This is a genomic window from Sphingomonas astragali (genome assembly GCF_051400615.1).
Taxonomy (GTDB): domain Bacteria; phylum Pseudomonadota; class Alphaproteobacteria; order Sphingomonadales; family Sphingomonadaceae; genus Sphingomonas.
Genome location: NZ_JBLFFH010000001.1, coordinates 1 through 23,883, shown reverse-complemented (window position 1 = coordinate 23,883; position 23,883 = coordinate 1). Strand labels below are relative to the sequence as shown.

24 protein-coding genes are annotated in these 23,883 nt (G+C 66.8%); 19 read left to right on the top strand and 5 right to left on the bottom strand.

Annotated elements, in window-relative coordinates; translation table 11 throughout:
* Positions 1-3 precede the first annotated feature (3 nt).
* The 18 genes from ACMGER_RS00120 to ACMGER_RS00035 all read left to right on the top strand — a co-directional run bounded on the left by ACMGER_RS00120 (position 4) and on the right by ACMGER_RS00035 (position 11,314).
* On the top strand, positions 4-351 hold the full coding sequence (locus ACMGER_RS00120) for a flagellar basal body rod protein FlgB (RefSeq protein ID WP_436810099.1): 348 nt from the start codon (positions 4-6) through the stop codon (positions 349-351).
* Complete coding sequence (flgC, locus tag ACMGER_RS00115) at positions 348-782, top strand: flagellar basal body rod protein FlgC (RefSeq protein ID WP_436810098.1); 435 nt, start codon at positions 348-350, stop codon at positions 780-782. The genes ACMGER_RS00120 and flgC overlap by 4 nt, the downstream gene beginning before the upstream one ends.
* Complete coding sequence (gene fliE, locus ACMGER_RS00110; RefSeq protein ID WP_436810097.1) at positions 779-1,093, top strand: flagellar hook-basal body complex protein FliE; 315 nt, start codon at positions 779-781, stop codon at positions 1,091-1,093. The genes flgC and fliE overlap by 4 nt, the downstream gene beginning before the upstream one ends.
* A 58-nt stretch (positions 1,094-1,151) precedes the next feature.
* Positions 1,152-2,393, top strand: a complete 1,242-nt coding sequence (gene fliF / locus ACMGER_RS00105; protein ID WP_436810096.1) for a flagellar basal-body MS-ring/collar protein FliF — start codon at positions 1,152-1,154, stop codon at positions 2,391-2,393.
* Positions 2,383-2,736 (top strand): hypothetical protein, encoded by a 354-nt coding sequence (locus ACMGER_RS00100; RefSeq protein ID WP_436810095.1) that lies wholly within the window; start codon positions 2,383-2,385, stop codon positions 2,734-2,736. Before fliF ends, ACMGER_RS00100 begins: the two co-directional genes overlap by 11 nt.
* Positions 2,733-3,383 (top strand): DUF7504 family protein, encoded by a 651-nt coding sequence (locus ACMGER_RS00095; RefSeq protein ID WP_436810094.1) that lies wholly within the window; start codon positions 2,733-2,735, stop codon positions 3,381-3,383. The genes ACMGER_RS00100 and ACMGER_RS00095 overlap by 4 nt, the downstream gene beginning before the upstream one ends.
* Positions 3,329-4,690 carry a FliI/YscN family ATPase gene (locus tag ACMGER_RS00090; RefSeq protein WP_436810093.1) on the top strand — a complete coding sequence of 454 codons (1,362 nt, stop codon included), beginning with the start codon at positions 3,329-3,331 and terminating at the stop codon, positions 4,688-4,690. Before ACMGER_RS00095 ends, ACMGER_RS00090 begins: the two co-directional genes overlap by 55 nt.
* Before the next feature lie 55 nt (positions 4,691-4,745).
* Entirely contained in the window at positions 4,746-5,129 is a 384-nt protein-coding gene (locus ACMGER_RS00085) for a hypothetical protein (RefSeq protein WP_436810092.1), read from the top strand.
* On the top strand, positions 5,126-5,908 hold the full coding sequence (locus ACMGER_RS00080; RefSeq protein WP_436810091.1) for a hypothetical protein: 783 nt from the start codon (positions 5,126-5,128) through the stop codon (positions 5,906-5,908). Before ACMGER_RS00085 ends, ACMGER_RS00080 begins: the two co-directional genes overlap by 4 nt.
* Positions 5,909-5,910: 2 nt before the next feature.
* Positions 5,911-6,357 carry a flagellar hook assembly protein FlgD gene (locus ACMGER_RS00075; protein ID WP_436810090.1) on the top strand — a complete coding sequence of 149 codons (447 nt, stop codon included), beginning with the start codon at positions 5,911-5,913 and terminating at the stop codon, positions 6,355-6,357.
* A gap of 4 nt (positions 6,358-6,361) precedes the next feature.
* Positions 6,362-7,516, top strand: a complete 1,155-nt coding sequence (locus ACMGER_RS00070; protein ID WP_436810089.1) for a flagellar hook-basal body complex protein — start codon at positions 6,362-6,364, stop codon at positions 7,514-7,516.
* 65 nt (positions 7,517-7,581) lie between these two features.
* On the top strand, positions 7,582-8,274 hold the full coding sequence (locus ACMGER_RS00065; protein WP_436810088.1) for a FliM/FliN family flagellar motor C-terminal domain-containing protein: 693 nt from the start codon (positions 7,582-7,584) through the stop codon (positions 8,272-8,274).
* A gap of 12 nt (positions 8,275-8,286) precedes the next feature.
* Complete coding sequence (locus tag ACMGER_RS00060; protein ID WP_436810087.1) at positions 8,287-8,592, top strand: FliM/FliN family flagellar motor switch protein; 306 nt, start codon at positions 8,287-8,289, stop codon at positions 8,590-8,592.
* Complete coding sequence (locus tag ACMGER_RS00055) at positions 8,589-8,948, top strand: hypothetical protein (protein ID WP_436810086.1); 360 nt, start codon at positions 8,589-8,591, stop codon at positions 8,946-8,948. The genes ACMGER_RS00060 and ACMGER_RS00055 overlap by 4 nt, the downstream gene beginning before the upstream one ends.
* Positions 8,945-9,664: a flagellar type III secretion system pore protein FliP gene (gene fliP / locus ACMGER_RS00050; RefSeq protein WP_436810085.1), complete on the top strand. Its 720-nt coding sequence runs from the start codon at positions 8,945-8,947 to the stop codon at positions 9,662-9,664. Before ACMGER_RS00055 ends, fliP begins: the two co-directional genes overlap by 4 nt.
* Positions 9,661-10,380, top strand: a complete 720-nt coding sequence (locus tag ACMGER_RS00045; RefSeq protein WP_436810084.1) for a sigma-70 family RNA polymerase sigma factor — start codon at positions 9,661-9,663, stop codon at positions 10,378-10,380. The genes fliP and ACMGER_RS00045 overlap by 4 nt, the downstream gene beginning before the upstream one ends.
* A 14-nt stretch (positions 10,381-10,394) precedes the next feature.
* A complete protein-coding gene (locus ACMGER_RS00040) occupies positions 10,395-10,958 on the top strand; it encodes a hypothetical protein (protein ID WP_436810083.1) in 564 nt (187 codons plus the stop codon).
* Positions 10,955-11,314 carry a hypothetical protein gene (locus ACMGER_RS00035; protein ID WP_436810082.1) on the top strand — a complete coding sequence of 120 codons (360 nt, stop codon included), beginning with the start codon at positions 10,955-10,957 and terminating at the stop codon, positions 11,312-11,314. The genes ACMGER_RS00040 and ACMGER_RS00035 overlap by 4 nt, the downstream gene beginning before the upstream one ends.
* A gap of 153 nt (positions 11,315-11,467) precedes the next feature.
* On the opposite strand, the gene ACMGER_RS00030 is transcribed toward ACMGER_RS00035, so the two are convergent.
* From ACMGER_RS00030 to ACMGER_RS00010, 5 genes are read right to left on the bottom strand one after another with little or no spacing between them, the layout of a single operon-like run.
* A complete protein-coding gene (locus ACMGER_RS00030) occupies positions 11,468-12,598 on the bottom strand; it encodes a tetratricopeptide repeat protein (RefSeq protein WP_436810081.1) in 1,131 nt (376 codons plus the stop codon).
* Positions 12,595-14,622 carry a flagellar biosynthesis protein FlhA gene (locus tag ACMGER_RS00025; protein WP_436810080.1) on the bottom strand — a complete coding sequence of 676 codons (2,028 nt, stop codon included), beginning with the start codon at positions 14,620-14,622 and terminating at the stop codon, positions 12,595-12,597. Before ACMGER_RS00025 ends, ACMGER_RS00030 begins: the two co-directional genes overlap by 4 nt.
* Positions 14,615-15,679, bottom strand: a complete 1,065-nt coding sequence (locus tag ACMGER_RS00020) for an EscU/YscU/HrcU family type III secretion system export apparatus switch protein (RefSeq protein ID WP_436810079.1) — start codon at positions 15,677-15,679, stop codon at positions 14,615-14,617. Before ACMGER_RS00020 ends, ACMGER_RS00025 begins: the two co-directional genes overlap by 8 nt.
* Positions 15,672-16,445 (bottom strand): flagellar biosynthetic protein FliR, encoded by a 774-nt coding sequence (locus ACMGER_RS00015; protein WP_436810078.1) that lies wholly within the window; start codon positions 16,443-16,445, stop codon positions 15,672-15,674. The genes ACMGER_RS00020 and ACMGER_RS00015 overlap by 8 nt, the downstream gene beginning before the upstream one ends.
* A gap of 10 nt (positions 16,446-16,455) precedes the next feature.
* Positions 16,456-16,734, bottom strand: coding sequence for a flagellar biosynthetic protein FliQ (locus ACMGER_RS00010; protein ID WP_436810077.1), 279 nt, complete (start codon positions 16,732-16,734; stop codon positions 16,456-16,458).
* Positions 16,735-16,934: 200 nt separating this feature from the next.
* On the opposite strand from ACMGER_RS00010, the gene ACMGER_RS00005 reads away from it, so the two are divergent.
* Positions 16,935-23,883 (top strand): hypothetical protein (locus tag ACMGER_RS00005; protein ID WP_436810076.1); only part of this gene is annotated, 6,949 nt, incomplete at its 3' end.

The window sequence follows — 23,883 nt, the reverse complement described above, 5'->3', positions numbered from 1 at the left end:
TCGATGGATCCCGTCTCCGCCGCCATGATCACCAAAGCGCTCGACGGGCTGTCGTTGCGGCTCGACGTGACCGCGGCGAACATCGCCAATGCCAATTCGCGAAACTACCGGCCGATGAAGGTGAGCTTCGAGGACAGCCTGCGTGCCGCGGCGCCACGCGGGGAGGATGCGATCAACGGCGTCACCCCGCGCGTCGAGGCGGCCGCCGTTGGCAGGTTCGGTGACGAACCGCGGCTCGACCTCGAGCTCGATACCGCGGCCGATACGGCGATGCGCTATTCGGCACTGATCGGCATCCTCGGCCGCGACATGGAGATCGTGCGCGCGGTCGTGCGGGGAGGTCAGCAATGAGCAGCGATGCGATGGCGATCAGCCGGTCCGGTCTCGATGTCGAATGGCAGCGGCTTCAGGTGATCGCCGAGAACCTCGCCAATCTCAACACCAGCCGCACCGCGAGCGGCGCCCCCTATCGGCCGATGCGGCTGGTCTCGGGACCCGACGCCAGCTTCGCCGAAGCGCTGTCCCGCACCAAGGCCGTGGGGGAGCCGCGCGAGGTCAAGGTGATGGGCGTCGAGGCGATGCCGTCGGGCGTGCGCCGCGTCTATGACCCGTCCGATCCCCAGGCGGACGCTCAGGGCTTCGTCAACCTGCCGCAGATCGACCAGGCGGCGGAGATGACGCTGCTGATCCGCACGTCGCGTTCCTATGAGGCGAACCTCACCGCGCTCGGCATCGCCCGGCAAATGTACATGCGCGCGCTCGATCTCGGGCGCGCATCGTGACGCCGCTCGCACCGGTAGACGGCGTTCTCACGACGCCGCCCATGCTGACGCAGGTCGGCATCCCGACCCCGGCTGCGGCCGCTCCGGCTGCGACCAGCTTCAGCGATGCCATGTCCGCGGGCATCGAAGAGGTGGAGAGCAAGCTTCGCACCGCGGACGATCTCGTCCAGCGCTTCACGCTCGACGGCAGCGTGCCGATCCACCAGGTGACCTATGCGCTGGAGCAGGCACGACTGTCGGTCGAGCTCGCCATGCAGATTCGCGGCCGGCTGCTCGATGGCTATCGAGAGATCATGAATATGCAGCTTTGATCGAGTTCGGATGCCGTTCGTGGACAGTTCAGCTTCACTTGCCCCTCGCCGCATTCCGATGCGCATCGTCGCCGCGGTTTTCGCGGTCGTCTTCCTTGCGCTCGTCGTCGGCTACTGGTTCCTTCTCCGCGCGGACTATGCGCCGGCCTTCACCCGCCTGCGTCCGGCCGACGCCTCGGCGGTGGTGGCGGAGCTCAAGGAGAAGGGCATTCCCTATCGCCTGCAGGACGGCGGCACGACGGTGTCGGTCCCGGTCGGCGAAGTCGATCCGGCACTGGTCGCGATCGCGGGATCGCAAGCGCGGCTGAAGGGCGGCGTCGGGTTCGAGCTGTTCAACAAATCCGACATGGGGCTGACCGATTTCGCCCAGCGGATCAACTACCAGCGCGCGCTGCAGGGCGAGCTGGAACGCACGATCATGATGCTCGACGGCGTCGACAGCGCGCGCGTGCATCTGGCGATGCCCGAGCGATCGCTGTTCCGGTCCGACCGGAGCGGGGCCAAGGCCGCGGTCGAGCTCGTTGGCAAGAACGGCCATCGTTTCGACGAAGCGCGGGTTGCCGGGATCCAGCGGCTGGTGGCTTCTTCGGTTCCCGACCTGGCGCCTGGCGACGTCGTCGTGCTCGATGCCGACGGCAGCCTTCTGAGCACGGCAAGCACGCCGAGCGTTTTCCTGACGCCGGAGGCCGAGGAGCGGCAGGCCATTTCCAGCTATTATCGCTCGCGCGTCCGGGCAGCGCTCGCGCAGGCGCTGCCGGGGCTGCAGGTCCAGGTCCATGTGCTGGTCGACGCGGACATAGCGGCCCCCTCCGGAGCTGCGGCGAACGACGCCGGCGGTGCTGCCGCGCCCGCCGGAACGCCGGCTGCGGTCGAGGCGGTCCGCTCGCCATCCGCGCGCACGTTCGGGCTGAGGATCACGGTGGCGACGCCGGCACCGCTGAATGCCGAGGATCGAACACGTGCCCAGTCCGCACTGGCGGCGGCGGTCGGCTATGACGAACGACTGGGCGACTCGATATCGTTCGAAGTCGGCGTCGCCTATCGCGATGACGGTCCGATGCCTGGCAGCCGCGCTCGACCGTCCGCGGCCCCAGCCATCGCCGAGACGGCGTCGGCCGCTGCCGGATCGTTCTCGCCGTGGCTGTACGGCATGTTTGCGGCGGCTGCCCTGCTTGCCGTCGCCGTCGTGCTGCTGGTCCGGCGCGCGAGCACGCCTGCGCTAAGCGATGCCGAGCGGAGCGAGGTGGTCGCGCGCCTGAAGGCAGCCTTGCGCGATCGGGAGGCCACCCGTGCCTTCTGACGATTTGGATCAGCTCGTGCGCGACCTCTCCGCGCTGCCCCCCGCCGATCGCGCATCGATCCTCGCGGCGCTGACCGTTGATGAACGTGCGCAGGTTCGCGCGATGATGCGCGAAGCGTCCGCGACGGTGCGTTCGATTGCAGCCGGTGCCACGTCCGAGCACTCGCGGTGGTTCATGGAGCTGCTCGAGAGCAGCAGCGTCACGCCGGCGGCGCGCAAGGCGCTGGCCGAGGTTCTGGCAACAGAACGGCCAGCGGGTGCTTCTCCGGCGCAACAGTCGCCTCGAACCTTGATGCAGGCGGCCGGCCGGCGCCTGCTCGGCCAGGTGGGACAAGCTCGATGACGATCGTCAAGGCGACAGCGGCAGCCGAGATCCGCAGGATCGCCGCGCCGGTCGAGGGATATGCGCTTCCGTTGGCCGAGCCATCGCCTGCCGAGCGCCGGATCGCTGAGCTGACCACGGAACTGGCGCAGGCGCGGGGTGAGCTGATCGCGTGCCGACAGGAGGCAAAGGTCCAGGCCGCGGCCGCAAGGATCGATGGCGCGCGCGAGGCGAAGCGTGACGACGAGGCGCGGATCGCGGCGCTCGAGAAGCGGCTCGCCGAGGCCATTTGCGAATGGCGCGATCGGCTCCAGGAGCTCGAAGCGCTTGCCCTGCTTCTGGCCAAGTCGTCGCTGGCCAAGCTGTTCGACGAATATGCCGATCTCGCCGATCTGGTCGCGCGGACCCTGACGAAGAGGGTCCGCGAGATCGATGCCCAGGCGGCCATGCGCGTCCATGTGAGCGCAGAGGATTTCCCGGATCCCGACAGCCTGCACGCGCTTGCCGACCGCTGCGGCGTTCCGCTCGCCGCCCTTGTCGCGGATGATCTGGAAACTGGCGGTTGCCGGATCGATCTCGTGCTCGGGCACCTCGATCTCTCCTTGCCGGCCCAATGGTCCGTTATCCGGCAGCGTCTCGAGGCGATCGCGGAAGACGCCGGCGCATGAAACCGCACCGGTTCCTCGCCCAGCTCGATCTGGCCGAACCCGCCGTGAGCTACGGCCATATCACCGAGATCAGCGCCAATCATGTGAAGGCCTCGGGGCCTTCCGGACATCTCGGACAATTGTGCGAGATTGAGGCTTCCTGCGGCGAGGCGGCCGGTCTGGCCCAGATCGTTGCCGTCGGAGAGGCTGGGGTCACGCTCGTCGCGCTCGATCGGTCCGATGGCTTCCGCCTGGGCGCGCGCGTGACGGCGGTACCGGCAGCGGCGAGCTTGCGCGCCGGAGACGGATTTGGTGCTCGCGCGATCGATGCACTGGGTCAGCCGATCGACGGAGGAGGTCCGATCGCCGATGCCGAGACCGCATATGGCGGACAAATCGCCGGACCGCTTGATCGCCTCGACCCGCAGCGGCGGCTCGTCACCGGCATTCGCGCGATCGACGGCCTGCTGACGCTCGGCGTCGGACAGCGTGTCGGCATCTTCGCCGCGAGCGGCGTGGGCAAGACCAGCCTGATCGATCAGCTTGCACGCCAGGTGCCGTGCGATCGCTGCGTTCTGTGTCTGGTCGGCGAGCGCGGCCGTGAAGTCTCCGGTTTGTGGGAGACGCTGGCCGGCACGAAGGAGCGCGCGCGCGTCACGATGGTCGCGGCGACGTCGGACCAGAGCCCGGTCCTGCGCGTTCGGGCGGTCGAGCAGGCGCTGGTCATCGCCGAATATTGGCGCGCTCGCGGCGAGCACGTGCTGCTGCTGCTCGATTCGGTGACGCGTCTCGCGATGGCGCTTCGCGAGATCGGGCTTGCCGCAGGTTCGCCGCCGACCGTTCGCGCCTACACGCCCAATGTCTTCGCCGAGCTGCCGCGGCTCGTCGAACGCTGCGGAGCGGTGAGGGGCGAAGGCGCGATCACCGCCATCATGACCGTTCTCAGCGAGACGGATGATGTCGACGACCCGATCGTCGAGCTCATGAAATCGCTGCTTGACGGCCACATCCTCCTTTCGAGGACGCTGGCTGAGCAGGGCCATTTCCCCGCGATCGACATATTGCGCAGCATCAGCCGGCAGGCGGCGCGGCTCGTCGATGCCGATCAGGCCGAGGCGATGCGTGATGCCGTGGCCCTGCTGGCCGCCTATGACGAGAGTCGGATCATGATCGAAAGCGGCGTGTATCGCGCGCGTTCGAATCCGCGGGTCGATCGCGCGATCGCTGCCCGTGAGCCGCTCGGCGACTTCCTGCGCCAATCGAGCGGAGAGAACAGCGCATGGAACGCGACGTTCGACAAGCTGCGAGGGACGATCGCGCATGTATGACACCATGACTCTCCGCCGGTTGCGCGGCCTCGCTGCCCTGCGGGAAGTATTGACCTTGGCGGCCGCCGCCGACCTCGGCGATGCCCGCGAGGCCCAGGGGTTTGCCGAAACCGCGGCGGAAGGCGACACCCGTCGGCTGCGCGAGGCGGCGGACGAATGGTATCGGCATGTGCTCGGTTCCGGCCATCCCGAGCTCGGTTCGGCACGGGCGGCGATCCTGATCGACCGGGAGGCGCGGGTGCAATCGAGCATCGAGAATGTTCGGCAGGCCAGTGCCGTCAGCGAGGATCGCGAACGCTCGTGGCAGACTGCCAAGGCTTTCGAACGTGCGACGCGGCAGGCAGTCGATCGATTGGCACGGAAGAACGCGCGCAAGCGGGAAGAACGTGCCGCCGGCGCGCTCGCCGATCGTGTCACGATTGCGTGGACCGGACGATGATTCCCGTCTCTCCTCATACGGGTTCGGTCTCGACCGCTGAGACCAGGGGAGCGCCGCTCGCCAGGACCCGCGGAGCGGCGGATCAGGGCTTCGCGGGGATTCTCGATTCCATCGCCGACGTTCCGGGCAATGCCCGCCGTTTCGACGGCACGGCCATTCGGGAAAATGCCGAACGCTTCAACGAACGCGGATTCTTCGCCGATGCAGGTGCCGTGATTGGCCCGCGGATGCCGCTACTCAGAAAGGCCGATCAGCGTGCGGACCGGGAGGAAGAAGGCGCCATGACCTCGTTCGTCAAGCCCGAGACGCCGGCCGTCGTCGCTGGGTCGGATTCAGCCGGTGTCGACGCATCGGTGCCGAGGTCATCCGGGTTCCTCCGGCACGCATCGCGTGACCGCCCCGGTGCGGCGCGGCATACGGCCGCCGAGCTTCATGTATCGGACACGTCAGCGCCGCTGTCGCCGACCAGCACGCTGTTCGGCGGCACCGCGGCCGGTCGCGATGGAGGGACGGACGCGCCTGCCGCGTCTCGATCTGTCCGCGTCGCACCGGCGACTCAGCCGCACGACGAGGACGGGGCGAACAGTGCGGTCTCCGTCACCCTGGATGCTGCCGAAGGGATCGTGCTGGTAAAGACGGGCGCGTATCGGCTGACCGAACCCGAGGCCGAGCTGTTGCGTGCCGACATCGCCGCCTTGCTGCGCCGGCACGGACTGGTGCTCGACGATCTCAAGCTCAACGGCCGCTCGATGACCCAGAACGATCCACAGAGGGGCTGACGATGCAAGCGAATCCGATCTCTCCTACGAGCCCGACGACCACACCGGTGACGCAGGCAAGCAATGCCCAGACCGCGACCAATGCGTTCGGACTGGGATTCGAATCGCTGCTCAAGATCATCCTGACTCAGCTGACCTATCAGGATCCGCTGAAGCCGATGGACAATTTCCAGTTCGTCTCGCAGCTTGCGCAATTCTCTCAGATCCAGCTCGGCCAAGCCGCCAACGATCGGCTCGATACCGTGGTAGCGGCCCAGGGCGCGCTTCAGGCCGTTGGGCTGCTCGGGCGCAAGGTCGACATCTCGTCGAACGGCGCGACGCTTTCGGGCAAGGTGACCGCCGTCGCGTTCGAGAATGGCGACCCGCGCATCACCATCGAGACCGATGGCGAGCAGACGGTCTCGGGCCTGTCGCTCGCCAGCGTCTCGCAAATCCGGGAAGGGCAATAACCATATGTTCGGTTCGATCTATATCGGCTTGAGCGGCCTCTCGGCCTATTCCCGCGGGCTTCAGCAGATCAGCAACAATGTGGCCAATCTGAACTCGCAGGGTTTCAAGGGCTCGACGGTCACTTTCCAGAATCTCCTGGGTACGGGGAGCGTCGGCGGCAACGGCGTGCGCACCGGGATCAGCCGGACCAATTTCGCGCAAGGGGAGCTGCGCCAGACCGACCGCGACCTCGACCTCGCCGTCCAGGGCAGCGGATTCCTGATGCTGATGCGCGGTGACGAGACGGCCTACACGCGGACGGGCAGCTTTGAGATCGACAAGGACGGCTTTATCGTTCTGGCCGGTACCGACTATCGCCTGGCGACGCTGAACGATGCCGGGCAGCCGATCGGCGTGTCGGTCGATTCCTCTCGGACGAGTATGCCCAGGGCGACGACAAAGGTCACGTTCGCGGACAACTTGTCGTCGACAGCGACCAAGACGGTCACCATCAGCGATGTCGCGGTCTATGATGCCAATGGCAACAAATATGTCTGGAAGATAAGTTTCGACAAGGATGCCGCCGCCGGCAGCGGTGCCTGGACGGTCAAGATCACGGATGACAAGAACAGGGAATATGCGGCGCAGGCGTTGAAGTTCAACACCGGCGGCACCGTCGATCCGAGCACGTCGACCCTGACCTTCGCCAATGCTGAGCTGGGTCTCAATGTCGTTCTGGATTTCTCCCTTGGAGTCAGCTCCTACTCTGGTGGGGATGTCTCGACTTTGCGTGCGGCCTCCGTCGACGGCTATGGCGTGGGGACGCTGACCACGGTCACGGTCAACGATCAAGGCGAGCTCGAGATCGGCTATTCGAACAGCCAGAAGAAGGAGATCGGCGCGGTCGCGATCGCCGATTTCCGCGATGCCGACGAGCTGGAGCAGCAGACCGGCGGCCTGTTCATCGACAAGGGTGGGGCGCAACGATCGCTGTTCGCGAGCGGTGACGTCAGGGCGGGGACGGTCCAGGCGCGGCGGCTCGAGGCATCCAACGTCGATCTGACGCTCGAATTCTCCGACCTCATCCTGGTGCAGCGCGGGTTTCAGGCGTCGTCGCAGATCATCAGCGTGACCAACGACATGATCCAGCAGCTGTTCGGCATCCGCGGTCAAGGCTGACCATGGCCGTTCCGTCTCCTACCCCCTGGCTTCCGAAGGATGCGATTGCCGCGGAAGCTGCGCGGATGTCGCTCCGCGAGCTCGCCGCCGACTGGTCGGCGACGTGGTTCACGCGGGAGATCGCCGGGTGCACCGAGGCCGAGCCGTTTGCTAAGGGCGGGGCTGTCGACGGCGACCTCACGGCACTGAACGGCGAGCTGATGCTTGCCGTCCCCGCTACCGCCATCTCGACATTGGGCGTGCTGATGTTCGGTGAGCCGGTAGGAGAAGGAGCTTCGACGCTCGCCGACCGCGATCTCATCGCCGCGGCGGCGGATCGCGCGACCGCCGACCTGCGCGAGCGCCTGGCGCAGCGGTTCCATCTGTCCCGCGACGCCGCCCGGCGGCCCTGCGCCGACGTACCGTGGGACGGTTATTGCTTTCGCATCAGGCTCGATCGGCTGACGAGCCCGCTCACCGTGATCGTGAGCGAAGGCCTGCTGATAGCGTCGGTCAGGAGGCGTCTCGCGCCGGCTGCATCCGATCGGCCGCTGCATCCGATCGCCGACGCGCTTGCGCCGCAGCAGGTCGTCCTTACGGCGATGATCGGGACGTGCCGCGTCCCGATGCATGAGATCGCTGGCCTCGATGCGGGTGACGTGCTGGTCCTCGACCGACGTCTCGACGAGACGGCGAGGCTGGCGGTCGATGACGAATTGAAGGACCTCCCGTGCCGCGTCGTAGCGGGCGACGCCGCTCTCAATCTCGCCCTTGCGTAAGAAGGCTGTTCCGTGACCAGTATCAAGGCCGATCCATCGGAAGGCGGATCCGAAGTTCCGAAGGCAGAGTCCACCCCGCGCACCACGCTGGCGGCACGGCTTGTCGACACCGTCGAGGTGGTGCTCGAAGCCTATGTCGGCGAAGCCAGGCTGACCGTTGCCGAGCTCGGCGCATTGCGCCCCGGCACCGCGGTCACGCTTGACGCCGCACTCAATCGGGCGGTCGAGCTGCGGCTCAACGGCGTGATGGTTGCGCGTGGCGAACTGGTCGCCGTGGGCGACAATTTCGGCGTGCGGCTGACCGAGATCGCGGAATGATCCTGCTCGCCGCGGCAACCCAGGCAGGAGTCGCCGCCGGCCGTCTCGGCGGCGGTGGTGCGCTCGACATCCCAGTCGCGCGGATTATCGTCTCGCTGATCGCTTGCCTGCTGATCGCCGCGCTGGCGATCGTGTTCCTGCGCCAGCGCGCCGGCAAGGCCGATCTTCGCGCGCTGTTCGGTCGCCTGACGTCCGGCCACGGTGCGATCGACATCGTGGAGGTGCGCCGGCTGGGTATGCACGGCGACGTCTGCCTGATCCGGCATGACGATCGCGAATATCTGCTGCTGGTGCAGAATAGCCGCGCCATCGTGCTGCGCGAACGCGATATCCCCGCCAGGGTGGAAGAGGCGTGAGGCGGGGCATCGTCGTCGTCGCCACCGTGGCCGTGTCGATGCTGCTGCCGGCAAGCGCGGCGCTCGCCGGCCCGCCGCAGGGACTGACGCTATCGTCGGACGTGACGCGGACCGCGCTGGTGCTGACGATGCTGGCGATCCTGCCGGCGATCCTGATCAGCATGACCAGCTTCGTGCGCATCGTCATCACGCTCGCGATGGTACGTCACGCCTTCGGGATGCCCGAAACGCCGCCGAACCCGGTGCTGATCAGCCTGGCCCTGTTCCTCACCGCCTTCTCGATGGCGCCGACCTTCCAAGTGCTCAACGCGCAAGCGGTGCAGCCATTTCTCGCCGGTCAGCTCACCGTGCAGGACGCGATGGCGAAGGGCAGCGTCCCGCTGCGCGATTTCATGCTTGCCCAGACCCGGGATTCGGACATCGCGACGATCTACGCACTGGCCAAGGCGCCGCTGCCGACGCGCCCGGACCAGGTCGACATCCTGAAGCTCGCGCCCGCCTTCATCATGAACGAGCTGCGCGTGTCGTTCACCATCGGCTTCGTGATCTTGCTGCCGTTCCTGCTGATCGACCTGGTGGTGTCGACGATCCTGCTCGCGTTGGGCATGATGATGGTGCCACCTGCGACGATCTCGCTGCCGATCAAGCTGCTGATGTTCGTCCTGATCGACGGCTGGAGCCTGGTTATCCAGGGCGTGCTCGGCAGCTTCAAGTGACGGGCCACGGCGCGGGGCTCGACGTCGTGCTCGATCCGGCCCGGGTCGAAGCGGCGCTGTGGCGCCGGGCGAAGTTCGAGCAGGACCTGGCGAGCCGCGAGACTTTGTTCAACCGTTACCGGCTGCTCGCGCGCTCGATCGCGGTCCGATACGCCCGGCGGCGCCGGCCGGAGAGCGATCGGGGCGATGTCGAGCAGCTGGCTTACGAGGGGCTCCTTCGCGCGCTCGACCGTTTCGATCCGTTGCAGGGCGTTCCGTTCGGTGCCTATGCCCGGCGCCGCATTGGCGAACATATCACCGAAGGCGTGGCGCGACTGTCGGACCTCGACGCGCAGGTCAGCCTTCGCCGCCGCCTGCAGCGCGAACGCCTACGATCATTCGGCATCCGGGGCGAAAGCGAGGACCCGTTGGCCACGCTTGCCGATCTCGCGGTCGATCTGGCGATCGGGCTGATGCTGGAGGGGACGGGGATGATCGAAGGCCGCGACACGCGACGGAGCGCCTATGAAGGGCTGGCCTGGCGTCAGGCTCAGGCGGCGTTGGCCAGCGAAATCGCCCGATTGCCGCAGCAGCAGGCGATCGTCGTTCGACAGCATTATCACCATGGTTTGAGCTTCGCGCATATCGCGGAGCTGCTACGATTGAGCCGTGGACGCATATCGCAGCTGCATCGCGACGCCGTGGACCGGCTGCGGCGACGGCTGAGGAACTATTGAAGGACGACGGGACGATGGACGAGCTTTGCGACGATGCCGAGCTGCAGGAGCTGATCGCGGCGGTGGAATCCAGCGAGGTCGACGAGATCGCGCGGATCGACCGGGCGTTGAGCCGCTTCCCGCAGGACCCGAGGCTGCATTTCCTGCGCGGGTCCGTCCTTGCCGGGATTGGCCGCCCGATCGAGGCGCTGGCCGCGCTCAAGTCGGCGGTGGCGCTGGCTCCGGATTTCGTGATCGCGCGGTTCCAGCTCGGCTTCTTTCAGCTCACCTCGGGCGAGGCGGCGGAAGCCCTCGGCACCTGGGGACCGTTGGCGCTGCTGCCCGACGGGCATTATCTGCGGCTTTTCGTCGCGGGGCTCACCCATTTGATCCGGGACGAATTCGTCGAAACGGTGACGACGCTGCACGCCGGGATCGCCGCCAACGCCGAGAACCCACCGTTGAACCGCGACATGCAGTTGATCATCGATCGGGTCGAGCGGATCATGGAGGCTCCCTCCGAGGAGGTGGGCGACCAGGCGACATCGGCGACGAGCCTGCTGCTCGATCAGTTCGGCGTGCGAGGGCGGCTCAATTGACCCGCATCGGCGCTGCCGACCAGATCCTGCTGCTCCTGCGCGAGCAGTTGCGCAAGGCCGAGCGGAGGACGGGGCGGGGGCGGTCGGAGGAGGCGGGAAAGGCCGGGCCGGTCGACCCGCATCAACGCCTGGCGGCACTGGCATCGCTAGAGAGCCTGCCCGATCGCGACCTTCGGCGAGCGATGATCCGCGGCCTGCTCGCCGAGCGGTTCGGGGAGGAGCTGACCTCGGACCCGGCATTCGAAGCGGTGGCGCTTGAGGTCGTCAGGATCATGGAGGATTCGCCGGAGACGCAGGCGCTGGTCGACAGCGCCATCGCGAGCCTCAAGCAGGCGGGAAATATCCGGTCCGATTGAGCACGCAGCCGCAGTGAAATCGCGCTCCTGGTCGACGTTCAGATCGATGGAAACGCGGACCCATTCAATCCTTCCCCTGGCGGGGGGAGGGGAGGATTGAATGTCGATCCGTCCAAGCTCCTGTCTTCGCAGGAGCACTGACGCTGCTGATTTTTAGGACAATCCCATACGCGCAAGCGCCTGCGCGATCGTGCGGCCGCTGCCGTCGATGGGTGTCGTCAGCGCGGTTTCGAATATCCGTCGCGCGCGCTCGCGGTCGCCGTCGCCGGCCGCGAGCAGCGTCTGGGCGAGGGCAGCCGAATAGCTTTGCCGGTCGAGCCGCAGCGCGACCGTCGCACGCTCGCGCGCTTCGGCGATCCTGCCGTCCAGGACGTCGAGGACCGCAAGCGACCCCTGCGTTTCGGCGAAGGCCGGATCGATTTCGAGCGCGGTCTCGAACCGTTTGCGCGCGGTCGTCCGGTCGCCCGCGACGAAATAGGCCCAGCCGGCGGCGATCCACGATCCCAGATGGTCGCCGAACATCTCCGCGCCCCGATCGATGTCCGCGCCGGCGGCCATCTGCTCGCCGCTCAGCAATTTGGTCAGCCCCCGGCCGATCCAGGCGCGGGACGCGGATCGATTGGCTGCCAAAGCCCGGTCGAACAATGCCCGTGCGGCGGCGGCATCGTCCTCCGCCAGCGCCAGCGCGCCCAGGGTGGTCAGGGCATCAGGGTGCTCTCCGGCCCTGGCGGCGCACGCCCTCGCCAGCTCGCTGTCCTCGAGGTCGAGCGCGAGCACCGACACGGCCGCCATCAATCCTGGATCGTCGGGATGCCGGGCGATCGCGACACGGGCGAATGCGGCCGCTTCCTCCCATCGTTCCGTCTGGTGCAGCAGCTGCGTCTTCAGCATCGCCGCCTGCGGAAGGGCGTCCACGGTCGCGTCGTCGAGCGCCTGGAGCGCTCCGTCGAAATCCCCGGCCGCCGCCGCCGACCAGGCGAAGTTGAAGCGCAGTCCCGGCGCGTCCTGGCCCTCGTCAAGCAGCGCGCGGAATATCCCGGCGGCATCGTCGAAACGCTGCGTCTGCATCGCCGCCAGGCCCGCCAGATTGCGCTCGCGCGGCCCGATCGACCCGAGCGCCGCGAGCCGATCGAGCAGGGATGTCGCAATATCGGGCTTGCGCGCCGCGAGCGCTGCGTCGGCGGCGTCGGCGAGCATCGCGACGTTTTCGGGGTCGCGGTCGAGGAAGCCGAGCAGCATGTCGAGCTCCGACGCCTCGGGGGTCTGCGCTGCGGCTCCGGTCATGCGTTTTCCAGTCTTACGATGTCGAAGGACTTGAGGTTGATGCGCATCGGAATCTCGTTGACCGACAGCACCGACAGCTGCGGAATGCTGCGCCGGGTGAACGCCCTGAAATGCCGCCGCAATTCGCCGCCGCATAGCAGGACCGGCGCGCGGCCTTCCTTGCGCATCGCCTCGGTCATCGCCGAGAGCCCGCGGATCAGCCGCTCGGCGAGGCCGGGCTCGATCGGCAGCATCCCGCTCCCCGCGCTCGATCCCAGCCCGGAGACGATCTGGTTCTCGATGCGCGGATCGAGGCTCAGCACGGCGAGATCGGGATGCTCCCCGCGCAGCTGGTTGCAGATCGCATAGCTCAATCGCTGGCGGATCTGCTCGGTCAGCTCGGCGGGGTCGCGCTGCGTTCGCGCCAGATCGGCGAGATGCTCGAGGATCAGGTCGATGTTGGCGATCGAGACATGCTCGCCCAGCAGGTTCTGCAGCACGCGCTGGACGTCGGCGACGGTCAGGCTTCCCGGTATCAGCTCCTCGACCAGCCCGGGCTGGCGCTGGCGGACCTCGTCGAGCAGCCTGGTGACGACCGGGCGGGTGACCAGCGTCGCCATCTCGCTGCTGGCGATCTCGCCGAAATGGGTGATCAGCACGCTGACCGGATCGACGATGCTGAGACCGCAATCGCGCGCCTGCTGCTCCTTCTCGGGATCGATCCACACGGCCGGCAGCCCGAAGCTGGGTTCCGCCGTGTGCACCCCGTCAATGGCGACGTGCTTGGGCGGGGTGCCGACCGCGAGCAGCCGGTCGGGCCAGATCTCTCCGGATCCGAAACGCGAACCGAACAGTCGGATCTCATATTCGCGGCTGCCCAGGGGGCCGTCGACGATCTTCACTGCCGGGAACGCGATGCCGTATTTCCGCTCCTGCAGCCGGCGCAATCCCTCGATCCGGTCGAGGATCAGCGGTTCCTGATCGCGCCATGCCTCCGCCAAGATGCTGCCGAGCCGGATGTCGAGCGCCTGAGGCAGCATTCCCGCCGCCCGGGTATCGTCGTCCGTCCGCGCCTCTACCGCCGCTGCTTGCTCGGTGGCGGCGCGTCGTATCCGGCGCCACGCCAGGAGCGCGAGGCCGCCGATCACCAGGATCGGCCATTTGGGCATCCCGGGAAGGAGCAGCAGCGCCATCAGCACGACGGTGACGATCAGCGGGATGCGCGGCACCGAGCTCAGCTGGCTTATCACTTCGGTCGAGAGCTCGCGATCGGACGACGAGCGCGTGACGATGATGCCGGTCGCGATGGAGATGATCAGCGCGGGCAGCTGCGCGGCGATGCCGTCGCCGATGGTGAGCAGCGTGAAGCGCTGAAGCGCCTCGCCGATCCCCATGCCGAGCTGCATGGTGCCGACGATCCAGCCGGCGACGATATCGATCAGGAGGATGATGATCCCGGCGATCGCGTCGCCCTTCACGAACTTCGACGCCCCGTCCATCGCGCCGTAGAAGCTCGCCTCGCGCTCGATCTCCGCCCGCCGCCGTCCGGCTTCGGCCTGGTCGATCAGGCCCATGTTGAGGTCGGCGTCGATGCTCATCTGCTGCCCCGGCATCGAATCGAGCGTGAAGCGGGCGGCGACCTCCGACACGCGCTGCGCGCCCGAGGTGACGACGATATACTGCACCACGACCAGGATGGTGAAGACGACCAGGCCGACGACGTAATTGCCCTGTACCGCGAAGGTGCCGATCGATCCGATCACCTCACCCGCGCTGGCGCCGGTCAGGATGAGGCGGGTCGCGGCGACGTTGAGCGACAGGCGGTAGAGGGTCGCGACCAGCAGCAGCGACGGAAAGGTGGAGAACTCCACCGGCTTGGCGACGTAGAAGGTCAGCAGCAGGATCGTCAGCGCCAGCCCGAAGTTGGCGATGATCGCGAGATCGAGCGCGGCCGCCGGGATCGGCGCGAACAGGATCACCAGGATCGCGAAGATGGCCGCGACCAGGATCAGGTCGCGGTTGTTGCGCAGCAGACGGTCAAGCATTCCCGGCATCCCGGAGCTTGTGGTAGAGCCCTGCGACGGCATGATAATGCGCTGGCGCGATCGCCTGGCCCATGTCGGTCTCGCGGAACAGCGCGCGGGCAAGCAGCGGCGCCTCGAAGATCGGTATGCCGAGCCGCCTCGCGGCCGCCCTGATCTGCAACGCATGGCGGTCGGCGCCCTTGGCGGTCACCTCGGGCGCCGTCATTTCGTTCGCACGGTAGGCGAGCGCCACGGCGAGGTGGCGAGGGTTGACGATCACCAGGTCGGATCCTGGCAGATTGCCGAGGCCCCGAGCTTGCCTGACGAAGGCCGCGTGGAGCTGCTTGCGCTTGCTTCTGAGGCGCGGATCGCCCTCGCGTTCCTTGACCTCGCGGGTCAGCTCGCGACGGCTCATCCGCATCTGCTTGCGGAATTCGCCGCGCGCGAGGATCTGGTCGAGGACGGCAAGCCCCGCGGCGACCGCGATGAAGACGAGCAGGAGACGCATCGACGCCCCCTGCAACGCGGACGAGAGCTGCATCGCGTCGGCGGTTCGACCGATCCCGCCTTCCACCGCCGCCCGGATGGTGAGGACGGCGACGGTCGCATAGACCGCCATCTTGAGGATGGCCTTGAACGCCTCCTTGAGCATCCTGATCGACAGCAGCCGCTTCAGCCCCTTGACGGGGTTGATCCGGCTGAAGTCCGGCTTGAGCGGCGTGGTGCTGAAGCTCAGCCCGCGCAGCTGGACGATCTCGACGAGCAGGATCACGGCGAGCAGCGTCCCGCCGAACAGCGCCAACGGGCCGAGCAGCGGCGCGAGCAGCTGACCGGTCATCGCCGCGGCGGCCTGCGGATCGGCCGCGGACTGGACGCCGAGCGTCAGCGCGCGCCGCATCGCCTGCGCGAGCAACTCGACCAGCCGGATGCCCGCAAGAGCAACGAATGCCGCCAGCCCGATCAAACCGGCGACGAAGCCCAGGTCCAGGCCGCGCGCGACCATGCCCTTCTCGCGCGCTTGCTTCAGCTTGAACGGCGTCGCTTCCTCGGTCCGGTTCTGCTCCTGCTCCTCAGCCATGGCCGGCCGCCGTTGCGATCTCCGGCGCCGCCTCGAGCGCGAGGCGCAGCAGCCGCACGAACAACGCGGTGCCGGTCGCGATCGCGGCCGGCAGCAGCGCCAGCGTGACCAGCGCCTTCACCTGAAAGCCCAGCAGCAGGACGTTCATCTGCGGGAGCGTGCGCGACATGAACGAGATGGCGAGATCGCACAGGAACAGCGCCAGCATGATCGTCCCGCCCAGCCCGCACGCTGCGACGAAGACAGTGGAGAGGAAGGCGAGCAGCCGCCCGAGGTCTCCTCCGATCGCGGCGCTGCCGAGCGGCACGTTGGCAACGGAAGCGGACCAGATCGCGAGAAGATCGTCCGGGCCGCTGCCGGTGAAGAATATGGCCGCCGCGGCATAGGCGAAGAACGTGCCGATCAGGGGCATCTGACTCCTGGTCGTAGGATCGACCACCACGGCAAGGCCGAACCCGGCCTGGATGTCGAGGGCGCGCCCGACGGTCAGCAGCGCGGCGAAGGCATATTGCAGCGAAAGCGCGAGCGCGACCCCCAGCGTCAGCTCGCCGATCGCGGTCAGGAAGAGCCCCTGGCCCCGGAAATCGCGCTGCCAGGTCGCCTCGGGATGGGCGGCGGCGAGCCACGTCGCCAGCGCGATGCTGAGCAGGACGCGGACGATCGCCGGGATCCGGAAAAGCGTGAACGGCGGTGAGAATCCGAACGTCGGCACGATGCGCAGCGTCAGCAACAGGATCGCCGTCGCCTGGTCGGTCAGGTCCGCCATCGGCAAGCCGCTAGCCGGCAATGGTCGGAATGAGATGGTAGATCGAGGTGGCGAACTGCGTCACCTGGCCGAGCATCCATGGTCCGATCGCGATCAGCAGGAAGGCGGTGACCAGGATCTTCGGGACGTAGCTCAGCGTGATCTCCTGAAGCTGCGTAGTGACCTGGAATGCGCTGATGATCAGCCCGACGAGCAATGTCGCGATCAGCACCGGCCCCGCGACCATCAGGCTGCTCCACAACATCCGGTCAAGCAGGCTGAGCGCCTGTTCTCCCCCCACGATATTCATCCCCCTGACGCGTCGATCCGGAAGCCGGATCGATGGTCTCCCCGATTCGGATCACTATAGATCGACGGCCCCGGTTATCCGAGTCTCGCCGGATCGTTCTGCGCCACGAAAAATATTCCTAAACTCTGGGCGGATCTTCCCGAAAAAGGGGTGAACGAAGGGGGTGAATCCCCGTCGCGACAAGTCGGGGGATTAGGGGAATGGTCGCCATCTTCACGGGTTTGGGATCGGGCACCGAGCGTGGATCGGGATCGGTCCTGGGCGGGGCGGGCCTGCTCGGCAGCGGCACCTTGGGGCGCTCGGGCGAGCAGGTGCTGCTCAATGCGGCGACCGGCAACCTGGTGATTCAGCAGAAAGACGAAATGCTGGTCGGCCGCGGCCCAGATGCGGTGATCGGCCGGACTTACAACAGCCTCGGCGACCTCAGCGACGACAACGGCGATAACTGGCGGCAGTCGACGGACCGGCGCATCTATGGCTTGGTCGGCACGGCCAACAGCTGGGGCAGCAGCATCCGGCGGATATCCGGCGACGGATCGGAGACCGTCTACGAATGGAACGGCTCGGCCTATGTCGCGACCGACGGGGCGGGCGCCTACGACAGGATCACCTATGACGGCACGTGGCGCTGGACCGACGGCGACAGCGGGACGGTCGAGACCTACGGCATCGCTTACGGCGGCCAGCTCTATCTGACGCAGCTGACCGATACGAGCGGCAATGTCCTGACCTACGACCACGCCTATGGCGACTGGCGCGTGACGGGAGTGACGACCGCGAATGGCGAGTACATCGGATATGGCTGGTCGGGGAACAACGTCGTCCAGATCACCACCTACGCCGGCAGCACATTGACGCGTACGCGCTATGCCTATGATAGCGCGAACCGTCTCACCAGCGTCACGGTCGACCTCAGCCCCGAGGACAACAGCATCGCCGACGGCAAGACCTATGTCACCACCTACACCTATGACGGCATGTCGAAACGGGTGGCGACGATCACCGAGACCGACGGCAGCCAGCTCGCGATCACATATGACGGGCTGGGCAAGGTCAAGACGCTGACCCAGACCGTGGCGAGTGGCGTCACGCGCACCACCACGATCGATTATCATTGGGGCTACACCAACATCACCGACGCGTCGGGGCAGGTGACGCGGCTCGACTATGCGGACGACGACTTCGCCCAGCAGGTGGAGAACTGGGAAACGCACAACGTCAGCCAGGAGCCCGCCACCATCGATGGCGCCGCCGCGACCAAATACACCGTGCAGAATGGCGATCAGGGGTCGTGGGTTATCAGACAGGGCCTTTCGTTCGCCGCTGGCGACACGATCAGCTTCGGCCTGACGCTCCAGGCGGTCGGATCGATCACCTCGCAGATTCTCGGACTGTATTCCGATCAGGCCGGCTGGGGGTCGGCGAACATCTCCTCGGCGCGGATCGTGTCGGGACCGGGCACGATCGAGCAGGTAGCCGGCGGGCTGTGGCGCGTGGTGGGGCTGTCGACCACGCAGGGCACGCGTATCGAGATCACGCGGACCTATGACCACTCCGGATCGGGCGGCGCCTATTTCTATGTCGACGACGGCGGGCTTGGTGCCGGTGCCCAACTGATCGCCGCGGATGCGACGTTGCTGCGCAGCACCACGGCGACCAGCCTGTCCCAGATGGACCTCGGGACCTGGAGCTATGTCGGATACGACCGTCAGCCCGCGGGAACGATCGATGGCGCGCAGGCCTATCGATATACCGTCCAGCAGCCGGGGCAATGGGTGGGAATCCACACCAATCTATCCGCCAAGGCGGGCGATACGTTCACGCTGTCGATGAGCTTCACGGCGGTGGGCGATAGCACCGCGCTCGGCATCGGCCTGGTCGGCTATGCGAGCGACTGGGGCGTAGCGAGCCTGGCCAGCGCCCGCATCATTTCGGGTCCCGGCACGATCGAGCAGGTCGACGGGGGTTTCTTCCGGGTGTCGGGCCTGTCGACGACGACGCCTACCCGCATGGAAATCACCCGTATCTATGATCGCGACGAGGGGATCGGCGCCTATTTCTATGTCGACGAGCCGAACGGCTTCCGCGCCGGCGCTTCATTGATCGCGGCCGCGCCGAAGCTGACCCGGCAGCTCGCCCCATCCGCGCAGGGCGGGCAGCTGCTCAAGATCACCGCGCCTCCCGCCCAGCCGGGCGGCCCGCAGCAGATCACCCAGTTCAGCTACAATGCCAGCGGCGACATCGCGAGCGTGATCGATGCGAGCGGCAACGCCACCAGCTTCACCTACGACGCCAACGGCAATGTCCTGACCGCGACCGATCGGCTCGGCAACGTCGTCACCCGGACCTACGGCAGCAGGAACGAAGTGCTGACGGAGACCCGCACCGGCTCGGATGCTTCGGGGGCGGCGGTCCAGCATACCGTCCGCTATGCGTACGACGCCAACGGACGGCTCAGATTCACGGTCAGCGCGGAAGGCAATGTCGTCGAGCACCGCTATGACGCCTACGGCCAGGATTGGCTGAACCTCACCTATACCGACCAGAGCTACAACGTGGACGGGCTCGCTCCCTCGAGCACGCTGGCGGAATCGGATCTTGCGGCCTGGGTCGCCGCACTCGGCGATCAGACCGCGGTCCAGCAGGTCGCCTTCCTATACGATGCGCGCGGCAACGTTTCGCGCCGGGCCGACTATGGCGAGTCCGCTTCGCCCGGCAATCCCGCACCGGGCAGCGGCTACACCGACACCTTCTACACCTACGACCAGGCCGGCCAGCTGCTTGCCCGGACGGTCCTGTCGCAGAATAGCGAGCAGTTCGTCTATGACGGACTGGGCCGGGTCATAGCCTCGACCGATCTCGACGGCGGCACGACCAGTATCGTGTTCAACGATGCGGCGGGGCAGACCGTCGTCGCGCTCGCCAGCGGCCTGGTCCAGGTCTCGACCTACAACAAGGCGGGCGAGCTCGTCGCCTATACCGACTCCGGCGCCTGGGTCGCAGGCGGCACGACGACGTACAAATACGACCAGCTCGGCCGGGTGCGTCAGAAGACCGACGCCAACGGTCTCGACTTCTACTACGTCTATGATCAGGCCGGCCGGAAGATCGCCGAGGTCAATGCCCGGGGCGAGATGGTCGAATATCGCTACGACGCCAACGACCGCGTCGTTGCGACCGTGCGCTATCTCAACGCCATGGATGTACAGGCGCTGCTCTCCGATCCCAACGCCAATGTGACCGCCTCGGCGATCCGCCCGGAGGCTCGGGTCGGCGATCTTTGGACCTGGACGGTCTACGACAAGGAAGGCCGGGTCATCGAGGCGATCGACGGCGACGGCGGCGTGACCGGCTATGAGTATGACGGCTCGGGCCGGCTGGTGAAGACGGTCGATTACGCCGCCAAGCTCGATGCCGGCACCCTGGCCTCGCTCAGGACGACGCCGCCGGGGACGCCGGTGCTGCCGGGGGCCTCCGCACAGGATCGGATATCGCGCAGCTTCTACGACAAGGACGGTCGCCTGGTCGGCGCCCTGGACGGCGAGGGCTATCTCTCGCGCATCCGCTACAATGCGGCGGGCGAGAAGGTCGAGGAGACCGCGTTCGCCAACGCGACCGATCCGGCGTACCGCGCCGGCGGAAGCTTTGCGCAGCTCATCGCGAGTGTCGGCGCCAGCGCGGCCGACCGCACCATGCGCTATGTCTTCGACAAGCAGGGGCTGCTGATCTTCACGATCGATGCCCTCAACCACGTCACCGAGTTCGTCTATCCTTCCGATGTGCTGTGGGGCGCCACCGGCATGGTGCGCCAGACGATCCGATATGCCGGCGCGATCGCCGCGCTGTCGACCTATTCGATCGCGACGGTGCGCAGCGCACTATCCAATGCCGGGCTGGCCGGCAATGCCGACAACCGCACGAGCTTCGCGGTCTACGATGCTGCGGAGCGGCTGGCCTATGCCATCGACGCCGCCGGCGGCGTAATCGGCTACACCTATGACGACATGGGCCGAGTCACCAGGACCAGGGCCTTTGCGATAACGCTGGCGACGGATGCCTTGCCGAGCAAGGCGAGCATGGACGCCTGGGCCGCCAACAACCCCAGCAGCTACGACCGCATAACGCGGAACTATTATACGGAACGCGGTGAGCTGAGATTCGTCGTGGACGCCGAAGGCTATGTCACGCGCAACGATTATGATTTCGAGGGACGGCTTGTCGCAGTCGTCAAATGGTCGACGGCGATCAGCGTCGACGACGCGACGACGATCTTGGGAGTGCACGACGCGACCGGCGGCGACTATGCCGCCACCACCTATGAATATGACGCGGCGAACCGGCTCCTGTCGACCAACGACTCCTACGGGAACCGCCATTACTATGCCTATAACGCCAACGGCACCCTTGCCGTCGACGTCGTCGCGTTCAACGGCGCCGACGAAAGCCGGACGGTGTTCAATTACGACGGAGCCGGGCGCGTCATCACCCGATACGACGCCGCCGGCACGTCCGAACAGGCCGTCACGTCCTTCTCGTACAATGCATTCGGCGATGTAGTCGCCACCACCGATCCCAGAGGCAACACGACCGGCTACAGCTATGACAAGCTTGGCCGGCGGCTCTCGACGACCGACCGCGCGGGCGGGGTAACGCGCTACGAATATGACGCGTTCGGGAACGAAGTGGCGTTCACCGACGCGAGAGGAAACTCGACGTACAGCTACTACAACGCGCTCGGCCAGCTGATCGTCTCGCGCGACGCCGAGGATTACATCACCGAGACGAGCTATACCGTGTTCGGCGACATCGCGTCGGTGACGCGGCGCTACAACCGGGCAATCAATGGGGCGAGCGCGACGGTTTGGCCGGCAGGGACGGCTGATCCGGCCCGGGATGCGGTCACCCTCTTCGGCTATGACAAGCTGGGCCGCGTGACCTCGACCACGGATGCCGAGGGCCATACGGAGCGCACCTTCTACAATGCGTTCGGCGGTGTCTCCCAGATCCAGAACAAGCTCGGCCTTGCCACATCCTATATCTACGATCGTCGCGGGCTGTTGTCTCACGTCTATATCGGCCCCGTCTACGACGCGAACGGCAATCAGACCGCAGCGGGCTATTATCGCTACATCTACGAATACGACGCTCGCGGTAACCGGACGCATATGGTCGAGGCCTATGGCCTGCCCGAGCAGCGCGACACCTATTATGTCTATGACAAGCTCGACCGGCTGATCGAGAAGCGCGGGACGTTGATCCAGGTCGGCCGCTATCGCGAGCAAAGCTATGCAACGCCGACGGAGAGGTACAGCTACGACCAGCGCGGCAACCTGACGTCGCTCGTCGACGCCGGGGGCGGCAAGACCTATTATTATTACGACGACCTCGACCGCCAGATCGCCGCGATCGATGCGACCGGCGTGCTGTCGACCAAGAGCTACGACCCCAATGGCAACGTCGTTGCCAGCCGGACCTATGCGACGGCAATCGCCCTGCCGTCGGTTCCCGGCGGATATCCACCCGCTCCGCCGTCCGGCGACTATCGCGAGACGAGCTACACCTACGACAAGCTCGACCGGCTGAAGACCACCAGCATCGCGGGCGTGCGGACCGGCTCGTGGGACGGTTCCGCCTACACGACCGCGGTCACCACCATCACCACCAGCCTCGACTATGACGCGAACGGCAACGTCATCAAGGCGACCGACGGCAATGGCGGCGTGGTCTACGCCTATTACGACCGGGCCGGTCGCAAGGACGGCCAGATCGACCAGCTGGGATACCGCACCGACTGGGACCTCGACTCCGAAGGCAACGTCCGCACGGAGATCCGCTACGCCGCCGCCGCAACCGGCTATTCGGCGGACTCGCGCGGAACGGTCACGCCGACCGCCGCCGACCGCACGACGTCGTTCACCTACGATCGCAACGGCAATCGCCTGGCCGAGACGCGCTACGGCCTGGTGGACGTGTCGTCGGTCGATCCGTCCAGCGGCGCGCTGGCGGTGGATTCGCGCGCGGTCACGTCGACCATTGCCTATACGTACGATGCGCTGGGCCAGGTGCTCAGCAAGCGGCAGAGCACGGGGGATGTGTTCAGCTATGGCTATGACACCTCGGGACGTCTGATAAGGGAGGTCCGGCCGGGCTATGACGATGCCGGTACGCTGCGGGCGCCGGAAACGACCTATCGTTACGACGGTCTGGACAATCTCGTCCGTGCGGAGGAAGGGTCGCACGTCACGCTCTACAGCTACGGCCCCGGCGGCCGGCTGGCATCGATGACCGATGCGTCGGGTGCGGAGCGCAGCTATTACTACGACGTTGCCGGCCGGAAGATCGGCGAGGCGTGGCATCGTCTGGATAGCGCGGGCGCCGATCATTTCGAAGGCATCAGCTACGGCTACGACGTGCTGGGGCGGCTGACCTACCAGTCGTTCGCCGAGATCCGTTCGGACGACTGGGCCGACATCGGCGATCGCACTGGGATCGCCTACGACGCGTTCGGCGAGGTGACCGAGCGTTCGACCAACGGGATCGCGCAGGAGCTGTTCCGCTACGACCGGGCGGGGCGGGTAGTGGCGAGCCGGACGGGCGACGGGGTGTGGCGCTATCACGTCTACGACGCCGCCGGCAACCGGACGCTCGCGCTGGAGAGCGACGGGTCGGCGCCTGGTTCCAATATGGGCGTCGACCTCAAGGACAAGACGCTCGACGAGGTGCTGGGGCTGGCGACCGGCAACGGGGCCTGGACGGTCGGATCGAGCGCGGTGGCGGGGGTCAGCGCGACGATCAGCGTCTACGACGGCCGGGGGCAGGCGGTGGGGACGCGGGAGCCGAAGCGTCAGCTGACGGCGGGGTCGGGTGCGGTCGACCTCGTCGAGGCGCGCAGCTACACCGCGTTCGGGGAGGTGGCGAGCGAGAGCGACGCGGGGGGCTACACCACGCGCTACGCGTACAACGCGATGGGCCGGCTGGTGCAGGTCACGCGGCCCGAGGTGTCGGTGACCGGCGAGGACGGGGTGAGCGCCAACGCCAGCCCGGTCGAGCGCTATTACTACGACATCGCCGGCCGTCTGGTGTCGCGGGAGGACGCGAACGGCCACCGGACGAGGCTGAGCCTGATCGCGGGCACGGGCTATGACGGCA

What these genes read in the sequence shown, in the direction of transcription:
- ACMGER_RS00020 (WP_436810079.1), bottom strand. Translation starts at nt 15,679, where the DNA reads ATGGCTGAGGAGCAGGAGCAGAACCGGACCGAGGAAGCGACGCCGTTC.
- ACMGER_RS00065 (WP_436810088.1), top strand. Translation starts at nt 7,582, where the DNA reads ATGTCGCTCCGCGAGCTCGCCGCCGACTGGTCGGCGACGTGGTTCACG.
- ACMGER_RS00010 (WP_436810077.1), bottom strand. Translation starts at nt 16,734, where the DNA reads ATGAATATCGTGGGGGGAGAACAGGCGCTCAGCCTGCTTGACCGGATG.
- ACMGER_RS00030 (WP_436810081.1), bottom strand. Translation starts at nt 12,598, where the DNA reads ATGACCGGAGCCGCAGCGCAGACCCCCGAGGCGTCGGAGCTCGACATG.
- fliF (WP_436810096.1), top strand. Translation starts at nt 1,152, where the DNA reads ATGCGCATCGTCGCCGCGGTTTTCGCGGTCGTCTTCCTTGCGCTCGTC.
- ACMGER_RS00015 (WP_436810078.1), bottom strand. Translation starts at nt 16,445, where the DNA reads ATGGCGGACCTGACCGACCAGGCGACGGCGATCCTGTTGCTGACGCTG.
- ACMGER_RS00055 (WP_436810086.1), top strand. Translation starts at nt 8,589, where the DNA reads ATGATCCTGCTCGCCGCGGCAACCCAGGCAGGAGTCGCCGCCGGCCGT.
- ACMGER_RS00025 (WP_436810080.1), bottom strand. Translation starts at nt 14,622, where the DNA reads ATGCTTGACCGTCTGCTGCGCAACAACCGCGACCTGATCCTGGTCGCG.
- ACMGER_RS00090 (WP_436810093.1), top strand. Translation starts at nt 3,329, where the DNA reads ATGGTCCGTTATCCGGCAGCGTCTCGAGGCGATCGCGGAAGACGCCGG.
- ACMGER_RS00120 (WP_436810099.1), top strand. Translation starts at nt 4, where the DNA reads ATGGATCCCGTCTCCGCCGCCATGATCACCAAAGCGCTCGACGGGCTG.
- ACMGER_RS00095 (WP_436810094.1), top strand. Translation starts at nt 2,733, where the DNA reads ATGACGATCGTCAAGGCGACAGCGGCAGCCGAGATCCGCAGGATCGCC.
- ACMGER_RS00075 (WP_436810090.1), top strand. Translation starts at nt 5,911, where the DNA reads ATGCAAGCGAATCCGATCTCTCCTACGAGCCCGACGACCACACCGGTG.
- ACMGER_RS00080 (WP_436810091.1), top strand. Translation starts at nt 5,126, where the DNA reads ATGATTCCCGTCTCTCCTCATACGGGTTCGGTCTCGACCGCTGAGACC.
- ACMGER_RS00070 (WP_436810089.1), top strand. Translation starts at nt 6,362, where the DNA reads ATGTTCGGTTCGATCTATATCGGCTTGAGCGGCCTCTCGGCCTATTCC.
- ACMGER_RS00040 (WP_436810083.1), top strand. Translation starts at nt 10,395, where the DNA reads ATGGACGAGCTTTGCGACGATGCCGAGCTGCAGGAGCTGATCGCGGCG.
- flgC (WP_436810098.1), top strand. Translation starts at nt 348, where the DNA reads ATGAGCAGCGATGCGATGGCGATCAGCCGGTCCGGTCTCGATGTCGAA.